General features: G+C 56.1%; 11 protein-coding genes. 4 read left to right on the plus strand and 7 right to left on the minus strand.

Going from position 1 to position 14,586, the window contains the following annotated elements; genetic code table 11:
- Positions 1 to 29 precede the first annotated feature (29 nt).
- Positions 30 to 866 carry a sensor histidine kinase gene (locus tag NHH03_RS18185; RefSeq protein WP_253158414.1) on the plus strand — a complete coding sequence of 279 codons (837 nt, stop codon included), beginning with the start codon at positions 30 to 32 and terminating at the stop codon, positions 864 to 866.
- Here NHH03_RS18185 and NHH03_RS18190 read toward each other — a convergent pair.
- Positions 863 to 4,096, minus strand: a complete 3,234-nt coding sequence (locus NHH03_RS18190) for a protein kinase domain-containing protein (RefSeq protein ID WP_253158415.1) — start codon at positions 4,094 to 4,096, stop codon at positions 863 to 865. The two genes, NHH03_RS18185 and NHH03_RS18190, sit on opposite strands and share 4 nt — an antisense overlap.
- 32 nt (positions 4,097 to 4,128) lie before the next feature.
- Positions 4,129 to 5,454, minus strand: coding sequence for an AAA family ATPase (locus NHH03_RS18195; RefSeq protein ID WP_253158416.1), 1,326 nt, complete (start codon positions 5,452 to 5,454; stop codon positions 4,129 to 4,131).
- 344 nt (positions 5,455 to 5,798) lie between these two features.
- Here NHH03_RS18195 and NHH03_RS18200 point away from each other — a divergent pair, with 344 nt between their 5' ends.
- Positions 5,799 to 6,914 carry an EAL domain-containing protein gene (locus NHH03_RS18200; protein ID WP_253158417.1) on the plus strand — a complete coding sequence of 372 codons (1,116 nt, stop codon included), beginning with the start codon at positions 5,799 to 5,801 and terminating at the stop codon, positions 6,912 to 6,914.
- Positions 6,915 to 7,014: 100 nt separating this feature from the next.
- Here the strand turns inward: NHH03_RS18200 and hisI are convergent, their stop codons facing one another.
- Positions 7,015 to 7,416, minus strand: a complete 402-nt coding sequence (gene hisI, locus NHH03_RS18205) for a phosphoribosyl-AMP cyclohydrolase (protein ID WP_261364346.1) — start codon at positions 7,414 to 7,416, stop codon at positions 7,015 to 7,017.
- Between the two features lie 259 nt (positions 7,417 to 7,675).
- On the opposite strand from hisI, the gene NHH03_RS18210 reads away from it, so the two are divergent.
- Positions 7,676 to 8,260 (plus strand): glycosyltransferase family 2 protein, encoded by a 585-nt coding sequence (locus NHH03_RS18210; protein ID WP_253158419.1) that lies wholly within the window; start codon positions 7,676 to 7,678, stop codon positions 8,258 to 8,260.
- A 188-nt stretch (positions 8,261 to 8,448) separates the two neighbouring features.
- On the opposite strand, the gene NHH03_RS18215 is transcribed toward NHH03_RS18210, so the two are convergent.
- The 3 genes from NHH03_RS18215 to NHH03_RS18225 all read right to left on the minus strand — a co-directional run bounded on the left by NHH03_RS18215 (position 8,449) and on the right by NHH03_RS18225 (position 10,855).
- Positions 8,449 to 9,501 (minus strand): polyprenyl synthetase family protein, encoded by a 1,053-nt coding sequence (locus NHH03_RS18215; protein ID WP_253158420.1) that lies wholly within the window; start codon positions 9,499 to 9,501, stop codon positions 8,449 to 8,451.
- Positions 9,502 to 9,613: 112 nt separating this feature from the next.
- Positions 9,614 to 10,126, minus strand: a complete 513-nt coding sequence (gene moaC / locus NHH03_RS18220) for a cyclic pyranopterin monophosphate synthase MoaC (RefSeq protein ID WP_253158421.1) — start codon at positions 10,124 to 10,126, stop codon at positions 9,614 to 9,616.
- Between the two features lie 156 nt (positions 10,127 to 10,282).
- Positions 10,283 to 10,855 carry a response regulator gene (locus tag NHH03_RS18225; RefSeq protein WP_094412462.1) on the minus strand — a complete coding sequence of 191 codons (573 nt, stop codon included), beginning with the start codon at positions 10,853 to 10,855 and terminating at the stop codon, positions 10,283 to 10,285.
- A gap of 878 nt (positions 10,856 to 11,733) precedes the next feature.
- Here NHH03_RS18225 and NHH03_RS18230 point away from each other — a divergent pair.
- Complete coding sequence (locus NHH03_RS18230; protein WP_253158422.1) at positions 11,734 to 12,810, plus strand: M42 family metallopeptidase; 1,077 nt, start codon at positions 11,734 to 11,736, stop codon at positions 12,808 to 12,810.
- Between the two features lie 105 nt (positions 12,811 to 12,915).
- Here NHH03_RS18230 and NHH03_RS18235 read toward each other — a convergent pair whose 3' ends face one another.
- Positions 12,916 to 14,568, minus strand: a complete 1,653-nt coding sequence (locus NHH03_RS18235) for a putative manganese-dependent inorganic diphosphatase (protein ID WP_253158423.1) — start codon at positions 14,566 to 14,568, stop codon at positions 12,916 to 12,918.
- Between the last annotated feature and the right edge of the window lie 18 nt (positions 14,569 to 14,586).

The following is a 14,586-nucleotide window of genomic DNA, read 5'->3' on the forward strand; positions in this document are numbered from 1 at the left end:
GTAACTGATCAGCCAACCCCACTGGCACTATGAACGCACCCAACGTGATTTCACCGGCGACGACCACGCCCGTTTCATCTGCTGCCCGTACATCCGATTCTGTTGCCGCCCCACTCCAGTCGGCCGCGCCACTGAGCGACGAACAGCAATACATCCAATACTTGAAAGCTCAGTTGCGTCAGGCCCAGGCCATGGCCTCGCTGGGAGAACTGACCAGCACCGCGACGCACGAATTCAACAACGTGTTGATGACGATTATCAACTACGCTCAGTTGGGAATCCGCAACCGGGACGATGCGTCACGGGACAAGGCGCTGGGCAAAATCCTGGAAGCATCGCAACGTGCGGCCAAGATCACCGGAACCATTTTGGCGCAAGCCCGCAACCGCAGCGAATCGTTCGAACCGACCGATCTATGCGGCATCGTTGACGACACACTGGTGTTGCTCGAACGAGAAATGAACAAGTATCGCGTCTCGGTGACGACGGAATTCGCTGCGGATGTTTCGCAGGCGATGGTCAGTGGAAATCAAATCCAACGCGTGTTGCTGAACCTGTTGATCAACGCCCGACAAGCGATGGGTGAAGGCGGCAGCCTGTTGATCCGACTGCGCAACAGTGACGAAGCAGGATTTGTCGAATTGACAGTCCGTGACAGTGGATCTGGGATTCCCGCCGACACGCTGCCACACATCTTCGACTCATTTTTCTCCACCAAATCCGGTCCAGATGATTCGGGCAAGGGTGGCACGGGATTGGGACTGGCGGCGTGCAAAGAAATTGTCGACGCGCATGATGGAAAAATTCGTGTCGAAAGCAGTGTGGGAGTCGGCACCGCATTCATCATTCGACTGCCCAAAGCCTAGATCCAATCGATATCACATCGAGTCGCCAGGCGGGCACTGATTTTGCCATCGTCGCCGGTCAGCGAATCGAGCCAGTCGATGACTTTCTGCAATTCGATCCCCTGGGCCTCGTGAACCAACATGGGCATCGAACAACGTGCCAGAATGGTGGTGATCGAGAGTTCGTTGTCGGCCGGCAACTGGGCTTCGAGTTCCAGTTGTTGTTGTTTGTCGCGACAAATCAAATACAACCGTTGTTGGCCACCACATTCCAGAAGCGACGGACGCGCCGCGGCCAAGGCGGCGGGTAACGTCAGGGCCGGGACACTACTGGCCACCGGCCAACAGTGGGTTTGAGTCATGCCAATCGTTTCCGCATGGCTTTCCTGGTACGTGGTTTTGCCGCTGTTTGCCGCTTCAGCCCGATCAGAATCGGGGTGTCCACCACCGCTCGGTAAGATCACCGATGTGCCGCGGACGTCGCGATCGGCACCGCTCGCCGAACCGAATGCTCGCGTTTCGTCGCGATTTTCCAACCGCTGGTAAATCAGTTCCGCAGCCGTGCTGGTCAGTTGACTGATCAAGCTATCGGTGTCGACAGAACTGGGCGTGTGAACGGCGCGATACAACCATGTCATCACCATCTGGTCATGCAGTTGGTCTTCGATACTGGTCGAAAGATTGCTGGTCGACTTGTTCATCGATTTCCAAGGATCATCACTGTGTCCGATATCTTCGGTCAGCCGGCGAATCCCCAACGCAATTGTCTTGGACGCATTGGAATAGATTTTGGAACGTTCCACCAAACTACCTAGCAACGACTGTGCGACAGATGCTGCGATGCGACAGGCGACGATTTGAACCAAATGGTTCCCACGTCGACAGGCATCAACAAGCATCGGATCGGTGGTCTGGTCACATCCGGGAAGATCGTCCTGTGACAATGTAAACGGATCGACGTCACTGTGATCGACCAATTTGCAGTGAAGCGTGCCGATGTGGGCGCGTAGTTTTTCCAAGCCGACCAGGGTCGAGGAAAGATCCAGACGCGAATCCTGCAATCGCAATGTGACTTCGCGGTCAATCTGGTTTGCGATTTGTTCCGCAGCGGATTGGGTTTGTTTGCTGTCGATCTGTTCGGTCAGCCATTTCAACAGATGGCTTGTCACCGCTCGATGGTCAGCCAGAACGGTCGGGTCGAGTGGCTGAAGTTGCTCCAAGATTCGCGCGTTCAGCTGGGACGATGTCTTGCCAAACCACAGGCGAATTTGCTGCTGCATGGCCGACACATCAAGCTTGCATCGTCGTCGCATCCGGTTACAAAACTCGGTTGCTGAGGCATCGGATTTTCGCGGATTACCCAACCAGCGCAACAACAGTGTCTTGATCAAATGCGGTGCCAGTTGGTTCGATTGACGTTGCCTGGGATCACCGATTTGAATGACGTTTAGCGAACGCAGTGTGGCCGACTGAGTCGTTGTCGGTGCGGTCTGCTGGCGACCGTTCTGGAACCATTTCCCGCACACCGAAGCGTCTTGCCACAGGTAATTCAGGACCGAATCGATCGGGTCGGGTGCACCGACGGATCGCGACTGTGCGATCAGATAGGTGTTGTGCAACGGGGTTCGGGCGGCCGGAACTCGGGGCCACCCTGGGCCGGGGTCACCGGGGTATCCGTTTTCCGGTTTCAAAAAATACGCCAGTTCTCGCACCGCCGATGTCGTGGAGTGCAATGCCAAGGGCCGGGCCGGATCGCCTTGGAAGCGATTGGTCGTCAACAGCGAGACGATGGCATCGTTTTCCATTGCCGATTCGTCTAGTAAATGGCGCAGCAAATAGACAACGTCCATGTACATCCCGCTGCCGCTGCCACCGGTCAACGATCCGACCACATAGATTTTTGGCGCGGCCCCCTCGGGCAACGCTGATTTGATTTCGTTCACCGCGGCCCGTAACGTCTCCATGACTTGGCGGCCATGGTCGACCAATGCCAACCTTCCCAGCGGGCGCATGCCACCGGTCACCGAATTGCGTGGCACGTTATAGATCCACCGACGCGAAATGGATCTCAGACGCTGTGTGCCGTTGTCACGATATTCCTGAGGGGTGCGGATGTGTGTGTGGACCGTTCGACAACGTGGTGCCAGGTCGGTCGGGGCCACTGTTTCGGCGCTACGAGTGGTCATCAGGTCCGTGTCGATCAAGACGCTGTGCAAGATCATCGGCGACACCGCGCCGGGTTCTTGGATTCGTTCACGCAGCTGATGCAAACAATTGGCGCCGGTGCCACCGAGTCCGACCACCAGCGTATGCGTCGGATGCGTTGGTGATGGCATTCCAGCGGCGCCCGTCAGCCTCGGCAGATTCTCAACGGGAGCACTCTCGGGCTGGCTAGACTTTGCCTCGGGCTGGGCGGCATGGACGGCAGGCTGGCCGTGAGAATGAAGCAGTTTGTTGACAAACTCGCTACAGCTTTCATAGCGGCGCTGCGGAGTCTTTTCCAACGCACGCGCGACACTGGGCCGGTCGTATGACGGCAACGGGTTTAAATTCGGCGCATTATGAACGTGCTGAGTCGCCAGCTGTGCGATGGTGCGGCCGGTGAAAGGGCGCGTTCCGGTTAACAGTTCCTGATACATCACGGCCAAGCTGTACTGATCGCTGTACATGCTGGGGCGACCATCAAAGACTTCCGGTGGGGCATAGATCGGAGTCAATCCGCCGACCAGACTGCATTCGACTTCACCCAAATCTTTGATCAATCCGAAATCGGCGACCTTCACACGTCCGCCGACGATCAACAGGTTCGCCGGTTTGATGTCCAAGTGCTGTAGTTTGTACAACTGGTGCAGGTAATCCAGCGCATCGGCGGTGTCTTTCATGTACCCCAGCAATGCATCTCGTGGAATTCCGCTGGCGCCACGTTTCTGGTGTTGCTTGAGCACATCGTCCAGCGATCCTTCGGCCAATTCCGTCACGATCACCAACTGGTTTTCGATCAGTTCAAATCGCTCCAGGGTCAGAATGAACGGGTGTTGAATGCCTTTGATCCGCTCCAACGACTTGAGTTCTTGTTCGGCGCAGCGTTCGTCGTGACGACCGAATACAAATTTCACTGCTTTCTTGAGACCGCCGGGCGCCTCGGCTTGCCAGACTTCGCCATATCCGCCGCGTCCAAGCAACTGCTCCAACACGTAGCCTTTGATCGGCTCGTAACCGGGTTGAATTCGTCTGGATTGCGTTGTCGTCATCGTTCGTCGCGTTTGGTTCCGCTGGTGCGGGTCTACAGGTTGCTGAAATAAGTTCGGCAGGCTCGGTCCAGGTATTCCGGACGGATTCCAAGCGGCAGTTGCCGGTAACGGCAGAAGCTTTCGATTTGCTTCAGAATGTCGCGAGGGTGACAGCGCCGAGGTTTACGATTCTGCTTTTGATAAAACGACAACATGAACTCGGCGGCTTCGGGAGTCTCAGGAAACCCCATCTGTCGAGCCACGGATTTCATCAGCATGCGATACTCATCGGCGCTGGGGTCACCGACAAATATCTTGTAGGGCACGCGCCGCAGAAAGGCTTCATCGACCAGTTGGTGGGGGTCCAGGTTGGTCGAAAAAATCAGCAGTTGTTCAAACGGGATTTGAATCTTCTTTCCGGTCGGCAAGGTTAAATAGTCGCAGTGGTTTTCCAGTGGAACGATCCAGCGATTGAGCAGTTCTTCCGGTGCAATTCGTTGGCGTCCGAAATCGTCGATCAGCAAACAACCGCAATTGCTTTTCATTTGCAGCGGGGCTTCGCAGATATTGCTGCGTGGATCGAAGCGGACTTCCAAGTTGTCCATGACCAATTCGCCGCCGACGATCACAGTGGGTCGTTGGACGCGCAACCAGCGATGATCCCATTGTTGTGCCTTGAGGATTTTGGCGTTGGTTTCCGGCATGGGGGCTGAGCGGTGGAACGCATCGTCCTGGAGCTTGATCAGGTTTCCATCATCCAAGATGGCATGTGGGATCCAGATTTCTTGGCCCAAACACTCGGTTAAACAGCGCGCAATCGTGGTCTTTCCGTTTCCCGGTTCTCCGAACAAAAAGAGTCCGCTGTTGCTGTTGATCGCTGGCCCCAAAGAATCCAACAAATCCTGGTGATAGGAAATTCTGGCCAGCGCACGCCGCAATTGGTCTTGGGTGACCGGATCGATGCCTGCCGACTGTGCTTCCACACTCAATACATAGTCGGCCAATGGGACAGGTGCCGGGCCGACATAGCTACAGCGTTTCATTTGGGTCTGGGCGTGCTGTTGTCCCAGTTCGGTCAATGAATAGAAGTAGTCATTGAACGGTGCCGGGCGAACATGCACCAACAACTTTCGCACGCGCAGTGCATCGAGCATTGGATCGATGGTTTTGAACGGCAGCCCGATCTGTTCGGATAAGTTGCGCCCACTGACCGTTCCCACTGTCAGCACCGTTTTCAGCAACAGTCCGTCGATATACGAATCGCTCAACCCAGTCTCTGCGACCGACTGCGTTTCGGCAGGCCAAAACGTGTCGTCAGTCAACAGGCTACCGAATAGCCCGGCATCGACAGATTGAGTGTCTTCGGTCGCGACGGTCATGATGAATGCGCGGAATAGTGGGATGAAAAACGGCGTGTGGCTCGGTCACGTAAAAATCCGAGAGGTCCGTCGGCTGCAGCGGTGATCCAGCTTGATCAACCGTAGCTTGTAATTAACGTGCTTTTTGCAGATGCCAGACCAGCAATGCTCGCACGCTCCCTCCTCTGTCGGCCGGGAACCAGACCCATTGGGGCGCCACCGTCAGAGAGAGGGGTAAATTTTGAGCGAATCGTCGCTGTCGTTAATATCACAACCTAAACTTTCACGACCGACTCACTGTCGGTACCGTCGTGGAGAATCGGCGGTTGGACGTTATTGCCGCTCACTCAACCGTTTGCATTCCTATGATCTCGATCGATAGCATTGCACTTGATCGGATTCGCCAAAGCACACCGGACGGTGGCGACGTTTGGTTTTTGTCCGGCGCACTGGAACCGCGTGACTCGTTGCGACATCTGCCGATCGACGAAGCGCGATTCACAGTGGGACGAAAAGCCGGTTCGTCGTTGAAGTTGCGTTACAAAACGGTCAGTGGACAACACGCTGTGTTCGTTCTTCGCGAAGGCAAATTGTTTTTGCGTGATTTCGACAGCACCAATGGGACCTTCGTCAACGGCGAGCGGATCCAGGGTGAAGTGGTGATTGATGAAGAGGACTTGGTTCACTTTGCCGAAGCACCGTTTCGTGTGTTGCGACAATCGTCCCCTAGTCAGTCAGCCGGCACGATCGCTCGTAACGTCTGCGATGAAGCGCTCGCACTGGTCCAATTTGACCGCATGATGAGTGAGCGTTTGGTTCGCCCCCTATTCCAATCGATTGTCAACGTTTCCACCGCCAAGGTGGTCGGTCAAGAGATTTTGGGTCGTGGCAGTGTGTTCGGATTGGAATCAATCGACGCGATGTTTCATGCCGCCCGGCAGCTGAACTTGGAGGTCGAACTGAGCGAATTACTGCGATGGGAAGGCATTCGTGTCGGCCGAGACCAACCCGGACGCCCGTGCCTGTTTGTGAACACGCACCCCAAGGAGTTGGAGAATGTTGCCAGACTGGTCGAGTCGTTGGCCCAGGTTCGAGAAATGTCGAATCAGACCGACATGGTCCTGGAGATTCACGAATCGAGTGTCACCAACCGCCACGTGATGTGTGAACTCGCTGCGGCGGTGAAAGATCTGGGAATCGATTTGGCTTTCGACGACTTTGGCGCCGGCCAAGCTCGATTGGCAGAATTGATTGAATCGCGACCGGACTATGTCAAATTTGACATCTCGCTGATCCACGGCATCGACCAAGCACATCCCGCGCGGCGTCAAATGTTAGAAACCCTGGTTCGCATGGTTCGCGATTTGGATATCTGTGCGTTGGCCGAGGGCATCGAAACGTCGACCGAAGCCAAAGCGTGTTTGGACATCGGATTCGACCTCGCCCAAGGCTACTTCTTTGGCCGCCCCGCACCGCTGTAACCCGCTGGCATCGTTTGAAGTTGTGCTAAACGGCCTGTTCAATTCAAGTGGATCGGCCAATTGCCACACTGAATTGGTTGTTGGCGAAAGCGTGAAGAATTCAGAGTGACAATTTCCCGTAGACCGATGCGGGGTCCACCAACCGTTCGTCGGAAATTTCGAGCTTGCCGGTGTTGTGATCGACCCGGCGAAAGAAACAACTTTCGAACCCTTCGTGGCAGGCCGCACCCTGTTGGTTGACGGCCAATAGAATGGTATCGCGGTCACAATCGACGCGAACTTCAACGACCTGTTGGCGATGCCCACTGGTTTCGCCCTTTCGCCACAACGTCTTTCGACTGCGACTGTAGTAGACGGCTTGGCCGGTTGCCAAAGTCTCACGAAACGCTGCTTCATTCATCCACGCCATCATCAGTACACGGCCGTTGCTGGCATCTTGTGCGATGGCCGGCAATAGCCCCTCGGTACCGCGGGAAAAATCGGCGGCTTGCGACACATCCATTGGCCGTTGCGATTGCGGATTGTCATTCGATTCGGCGTTTTGTGTCACGTGCAAGTGTTCCAAGGGAGTGTCGGTCCAGCCACCGAGGGGTGCCGGGGGTGGGATCGTATTATAGGCAGATCTAGCGTAAACGGAACAACCGGAACCTGCCTGCGGCAGCCCTGCCGGCCTGCTGCGGCCCGCTGAAGAGATCCATTGGCGGGCGACGATAAATGGTTATGGGTTGTTGCGCCGTTTCTTTTTATCAGACTGCTAGCGTATGCCATTGCACAAACTGTCTATCGTCTTGGCGGTTCGCAATCGGCAACACCAGATCGCTGATCGCATCGAACAACTGATCGACGGACTGGCCGAATGGGTACCGCACCCCTTCGAAGTGATCGTTGTCGATGACGGCAGTCGGGATCAGACGTTTGCGGTGGTGGATGCGTTGTGTGCTGAACACCCCCAACTCCGCTTGGTCCGTCACGATCGTCCGCGAGGGATGGAAGCCGCCGGGCAAACCGGGTTGGAGCGAGCGACGGGAGACCTGGTGTTCATCCAGGAATCTGATACTGCGGTGTGTTTGCAGGATCTACAACAGTTGCTCAGTCTTGCCCAAGATGACTCGGTTGTCGCAGCCCAAGCAGAAAGTCGTCGTGAACCGATCGCGCCGTCACTGGTGCGACGATTGCGTGCTTGGGGGACCGATGCCGATCAACAGTTGCAACCGGTCGTCGAGACCGACACGCCGTTTCGGTTGCAGATGCTTCGCCGCCACCAGTTGCAGCGGTTAGCGGCGCCGCAGGGTGATCGATACCGCTTGCGTGGCCAAACGTTTCAGCTTGCAGTGGCCAAGCGCTAGACGCGGATCATTCATGACATTGGCATCGATCGACGCAAATTCATCGTTGGCCAAGTGTTACGAAAGCCTGTCAGAAAACATCCTGCGCCCATCAGCCGGCACGCGCTATCGTCCGGTTCCTGGGACGGTGCGATTTCAGTAACAACGAACCGTGAACTAGCGTTCGACGGCGGATGAATCATCCACGCCTAGAACGATCGCAGGATCGAAAACTCGGCAATCTCGATCAAGCATTGTTTGGCGTCGCTGGCCGGCAGGTCGGCGATTGCTGCCAAGGCCCGGTTTTTAAACTTGGCCGCGGTCGATAGCGTGAACTGGCGAGCGTCAGATGCATCTAAGCGGGCGCGAATCTGTTCGCCACGCTGTGCCACCGGGCCACGCAGTGTGGCGATGATTTGCTCACGTGATAGCGGATCCGCAGTTTCCAGCAAACGCATCACCGGCAACGTGATTTTGCCTTGGTCCAAATCGGTGCCCAACGTTTTGCCCACCGCCTGGTCATCACCCCACAGATCCAAGTAGTCGTCGGCAATCTGGAACGCGATCCCCAAACTGTTTCCATATTCCGCCAGTTCATCAATGCGAACAGCATCACAGCCGGCTTGGGCCGCCGCCAACGAGCAAGCCACTCGGCAGAGCTCGGCAGTTTTACCTTGGATGATCTGGAAATAGGTTTCGCGATCGAGTTGCAGGTCGTCGCGGCCGAGAACTTGTCGCAGTTCTCCCTCGCAAACCAATCGGGCGGCTTCACCGACCCACTGGCAGGTACGGGTTTCACCCAAGGTTGCTGCCAAACGAAAGCTTTGCGCAAACAGGTAGTCACCGACCAGGATACTGGTGTGGTTGTTCCACAGTGCATTGATGGTGGGGACGTGACGTCGTGTCTGGGCGGCGTCCAGCACATCGTCGTGCACCAACGTCGCGGTGTGCACCATTTCCAACACCGCTGCGATCACGACGTTGTCGGACTGGCAACCACCCAGCGCTTCGGCCATCAACAAATGGATCGCCGGTCGCAGACGTTTTCCGCCCAATTGCATGCCGTGATGCAACAGTTCGGCGACTTCGCAGTGGGGGCTTTGAAGCTCTGCCTGGAGCGTTGATTCGACGTCCGCCAACGGTTGCAGAATTGGCCCGTACAGTCGCTGTCGCAATGGAATCGCGGGGCTCTGTTTGACGCGGCTGGCGGATACCATTTGCGCGGTATCAGCTTGATTGCGAAACGGTTCAGAAGAGTCCATTGATTTTTGCGATCGCGCGACAAGGTGAAACGGCCAAATCGTACCTTCGATGCGGTAGCTTTTGCAATTAGAGGCCACCGCCGCATGGTGCACAGGGTGACGATTGGTCGCATCACCGCGTCGATTCGTCGCGTGTCGGATCCTGGCGCCGGAAGCTGCCGGATTGTCCACCGTGTTTCTCATCCAGCCGTGTGGGTCCGATTTGCATTTGGCGATCCACGGATTTCAGCATGTCATAGACCGTCAACGTGGCGATGCTGGCACCGGTCAAGGCTTCCATTTCGATCCCGGTTTTTCCGCTGGTGACACAGCTGATTTGGCACTGCAATCGCTGTGATGCGGCATCATCATCATCCAGCCAGCCGAATTCCACGCTGACCGATTCGATAGGAATTGCATGGCACAGCGGGATCAGGTGCGAGGTCCATTTCGTTGCGCTGATGGCGGCCAGGCGAGCGACCGCCAACACATCGCCTTTGCGACTGCTGCCTTGGCGGACCAGCGCCGCGGCCTGTTGATTCATCGTGATTTGTGAGCAGGCGACGGCGCGGCGGACGGTCACCGGTTTGGCCGAGACGTCGACCATGTGAACGTTGCCGTCGGCATTGAAATGGTTGGAAGCCATGTCGGTGTTTCGGGTGAGTGACGTGAAATCTGTGCAACCAAGCCGTGGAACGAATACGAAAAAACGCCACACATTTGCGGGAAATGTGTGACGTTCTTCGTAAGGTCGTTGGTGAAAGCAGAGTGCTGCGTGGCGGTTTGCCCAGCAGCACACCATTCACACCAATTCTTTTTTGGCGCCGACGAGCGTTCGTAGTCGTTCAGCCAACAAGTGGGCGTCGAACGGTTTCTTGAACGTTTCGTTGATGCTGCTGCGATCAAAGCTCATTGGCTGTCCGTCGTCGGGCAGCAATGCAATCAGAATGACATCAGTGAAGTCGGCATTCTTGCGCAGATTTTGGCAAATCTGCACAGCTTCGATCTTACCGATCGAAAAGTCGACGATGATGCAGTCTGGGGTGAAACTTTCGGCTTGAATCCCCGCTTCGAAACCGCTGGCCGCGACTGCGACTTTGAACGATTTTTCTGGCGGAAGTTCGCGTTTCAAGTTTTCGATCAATACTTGATCTTGGGCAACGATCAGGCACTTTGCCATCGCTTCGTCTTCCAAGTCACCCAACGGCATACCGTGCTCCTTAAGGAACTTGATCAGATATTCGCGAGGAATACGCCGATCTTGTGATCCTGGGATTCGGTAGCCTTTTAAGCGCCCCGAGTCGAACCATTTGGAAACGGTTCGGGGTGCGACTTTGCAAATCTTGGCGACCTGTCCAGTCGTAAAGACCTTCATATCAGGCTCTCCATAACGCCTCGTTGATTATTCCCTCGAACAATGGTGCGTCGGTACCCAATGTTCTCATGGCCCTGGTCGTTTAATTCACGGCACACACCGCCACTTTCTGCTCCGGCCATCCGGTCCTGATCGGTTGTACGGATCAAATGCATGGAAGTGTTGTTTGTGCTGCCAATCAAAAGCTGGGTCAGGCCACCCGGCTCACATCCTGTGACGCTTACCGAACGGGATCACTTGCTATCGGTTTCAAACGGACGCAAACGAAGAAACCTCCGCTTGCTGGGGAAGATGCTGCGATGTCCGGCGACCAACGCCCAACGTTCCGGAACGAATGTTGCTTTGCGACAATGGGTGTTGTCATCACAAAGCGCCTTTCAGGAACGTTCGGCTATAGTCGCCATCTGCGTCGGACAAGATGCCGGGCGAAGAACGCCTGACATCCACTCGTCTGCTTTCCCAGAATCCCCCCTGGGTGAATCGAGAACCAACTGCCACCAGCCCGCTAGACACTCCGGCGATCGAAATCACCGGGGCAAGAGAACTCAGTCGAAAACTCCCGATCCGAGATTAAGTGTCGAGCAAAACCACCCCAATTCTTTAGGGCGTTTAGACGGGAACAAGCGTCATTGTCCCTGCCAGCATCCCCGATCCAATTAACCGTTCATCCACGCGACAGACTGGAGTTGTTAAAACACCGTGTTTCCATCGTTTTGGACGCCAAGACCCGTGTTTTTGTCACATCGAAAAATAAGTTTTGCGAGAAAAAAAACTTTTCATAAAGTCATCGCACTTCACCCAACCGGCCTGGACAGGTCGCCGTCCTCGCGATCATTTGTTGGCTGACACCGAATCCTTTCATTGAACATCGATTGAACATGCTCGACACCGCCCGAGAATTTTTTGCCCAGGCCATCGCGACGCCTAGCCCATCGGGATACGAAGAACGCATCCAGAAATTGATCCGTGACTACATCGCACCACACGCCGACAACGTTCGCGTTGATGTCCACGGCAACCTGATCGCCGAGTCGGGGAACACCGACGGACCACGATTGATGCTGGCCGGTCACTGTGATCAGATCGGAATGCTGGTTTCACACATCGATGAATTGGGATTCGTCTACGCGCAAACCATCGGCGGTTGGGACCCCCAACAATTGATCGGACAGGCGATGTCGATCTGGACCGACTCGCAACAAATCCCGGCCGTGATCAGTCGTAAACCCATTCACTTGCTAAACCAACAAGAACGCAAGCAAGTCGTGGAACTCGACCAGATGTGGCTGGACGTCGGTGCCGCGTCACAGGCCGAGGCCGCGGAGATCATTCGGATCGGCGACCCGGTGACGCTCGATCTGCGGATGCGCCCGCTGATGAACTCGATCGTCACCGGGCCCGGAATGGACAACAAAACCGGGATGTGGACGGTGATCGAAGCGCTGCGGCGTGCGGCCGATCGCGCCAGTGATCAACTGGCCTGCCACCTGCACAGCGTCTCCACGGTCCAAGAAGAAATCGGGCTGCGAGGGGCCAAAACCGCCGCCGGAGGCATCAATCCCGATGTCGCCATCGCCGTCGACGTGACGCATGCCTCGGATTGTCCGACGATCGAAAAAACCAAACAGGGCGATATCCGGTTGGGCGGCGGGCCGGTGATTTTTCGCGGACCGAATATCAATCCCAAAGTCGCCGCGCGGTTGATCGAATTGGCCGAGGCCAACAAGGTTCCCTACCAGATGGCCGCGATCGGTCGAGCGACCCCGAATGACGCCAACGTGTTGCAATTGCATGGCGCGGGTGTGGCCACCGGTTTGGTCGCGATTCCCAACCGCTACATGCACTCGGCCGTCGAAGCGATCTCGCTGGACGATATCGACAACGTCGCCGAACTGTTGTCGCTGTTCGCCGAATCACTGACCGACAGCGACGATTTCACCCCCGGAATCGCCTAGTGGTGCGTGAACTTTTCAAAGTGGGGTAAGCCTCCAGCTTGCCATCACCACACCGGGTCAGCCGTAGTGGAACTGGTGAAAGATCCACTCCCCACAAACCAGGGGCTAGCCCAACGGATGAGAGTCCAACAGGCTACCGATCAGTGGCAGCAACTGCTTTTTGCGGCTGACCACGCCGTCGAGCTGGTACAGGCGATCTTCTAACTCGGGATAATTGATCTCGTCCCAACCGTCCGGCTCGCGGCTCATCATCAGCAGACTGCCGTTGCTAACGATGTCAGTGACCAACAGCGCGCTGAATTCCAAGTGCTGGGCTGCCGCCAACCCTTCGAGAGCTTGAAACAGTTCAGCCTTGCGCTGCCAAAACAGCTCAAACCCGATTTCTTCGATCTGGGAAATCGAAAAGGCGTGCCCGGCGTCTTCGAACTGCTTGCAATCTTCGCGGACGACTTGGTCCGGCGTGCAGGTACGCAGCGCCGATCCGACTTGGAAAAAGTTCTCGGCGAATTGATCCAGTGGCATGCAGCAGAATTGCTGCAACCATTCCAGCATCTCGCGGTCGGTGTCCGTCGTCGTCGGCGAACGCAAATACAACGTGTCGCTGATCATTCCCGACGCCATGCAAATCGCGATTCCCGGTTCGGGATCAATTTTGGCGTCGCGGAATTTTTTGGCGACCAGGGTGCACGTCGACCCGACCGGTTCCATGGTCAACCGAATCGGTTCGCTGGATTTCAAGGAACCTCCCAAGCGGTGGTGATCGAGCACTTCAATGATCGACGACTCGTCGGCACCGGGAACCGCCTGGGCCAGTTCGTTGTGATCGACCAACACCAATTGCGGCTTGGGCGGATTGACCAAGTCACTCTTGCTGAGCACGCCGACCAATTCGCCGTCTTCCAGCACTGGGAAAACGGTTTGTGACGAGCGAAAGATCTCTTTGCGGGCATCGGCAACCGGCTTGCGTGCCGGCAGCGAGATGAACTCTTTCTCGACGACGCTGCCGATCAATTGGGCCGCTTTGATTCGCATCGTCGTTGTGGCGGTGTCAAACGGGCTGCGCAACACCGAAATGCCACGTGCCTGGGCCAGTTGCATCAGGCCGTCGGATAATTCATAGCCACCCGTCACGACCAAGGCGCGAACCCCCAATTCCAGCGCAGGCAATTGAATGGTCGGACGGTCGCCACTGACGACGAGCAATTTTTCAGCAGGAAACTGCTTGATGTGCTCGGTGAATCCCGCCGCACTCATCGCCCCCACACTGAGAATCAAGTCTTCGTCGATATCCGGATTCACGGCATGTTGAAACTCGCCCCCCAGCACCGAGACGATTTTATTCAGGTTGGTCCGCACGCGACGTGCTTGCACCGGATCCACACCGTTTTCCAATACCAATTCCAACAGATCCAGCAGCGAAACGATCCCCACTACGGTGCCATTGCAATCAACCACCGGAATGCTGCGTAGACCGCGTTGGTCCATCCGCCTGTAAACCTCGTAAAACACCTCGTCGCAGGTCGCCAGGGTGACATCGGTTTGACAAACATCCTCGACCACCGGACGAACGTCCATGACGATCCGAGGCGCCGCGAGTTCAGCGACTTTGAGCGCGTATTCGGTGCGTTGGTTGGGAGCTCCGCAACAGGCGGCGATCGCATCGGGCCGTGTGGTTCGACGCAAAAAATCAGCGTAGGCAAGCGCCGCGCAGATGGCATCTGTATCGGGGTTGCGATGGCCAAAAACAAGCAGGGGCATGGGATCATTCCGAGTGGT

This window comes from Stieleria tagensis (genome assembly GCF_024129865.1).
Lineage (GTDB): Bacteria > Planctomycetota > Planctomycetia > Pirellulales > Pirellulaceae > Stieleria > Stieleria tagensis.

Coding starts and splice junctions, on each gene's coding strand:
- NHH03_RS18185 (WP_253158414.1), top strand. CDS start 30: ATGAACGCACCCAACGTGATTTCACCGGCGACGACCACGCCCGTTTCA.
- NHH03_RS18190 (WP_253158415.1), bottom strand. CDS start 4,096: ATGACGACAACGCAATCCAGACGAATTCAACCCGGTTACGAGCCGATC.
- NHH03_RS18195 (WP_253158416.1), bottom strand. CDS start 5,454: ATGACCGTCGCGACCGAAGACACTCAATCTGTCGATGCCGGGCTATTC.
- NHH03_RS18200 (WP_253158417.1), top strand. CDS start 5,799: ATGATCTCGATCGATAGCATTGCACTTGATCGGATTCGCCAAAGCACA.
- hisI (WP_261364346.1), bottom strand. CDS start 7,416: ATGGATGTGTCGCAAGCCGCCGATTTTTCCCGCGGTACCGAGGGGCTA.
- NHH03_RS18210 (WP_253158419.1), top strand. CDS start 7,676: ATGCCATTGCACAAACTGTCTATCGTCTTGGCGGTTCGCAATCGGCAA.
- NHH03_RS18215 (WP_253158420.1), bottom strand. CDS start 9,501: ATGGACTCTTCTGAACCGTTTCGCAATCAAGCTGATACCGCGCAAATG.
- moaC (WP_253158421.1), bottom strand. CDS start 10,126: ATGGCTTCCAACCATTTCAATGCCGACGGCAACGTTCACATGGTCGAC.
- NHH03_RS18225 (WP_094412462.1), bottom strand. CDS start 10,855: ATGAAGGTCTTTACGACTGGACAGGTCGCCAAGATTTGCAAAGTCGCA.
- NHH03_RS18230 (WP_253158422.1), top strand. CDS start 11,734: ATGCTCGACACCGCCCGAGAATTTTTTGCCCAGGCCATCGCGACGCCT.
- NHH03_RS18235 (WP_253158423.1), bottom strand. CDS start 14,568: ATGCCCCTGCTTGTTTTTGGCCATCGCAACCCCGATACAGATGCCATC.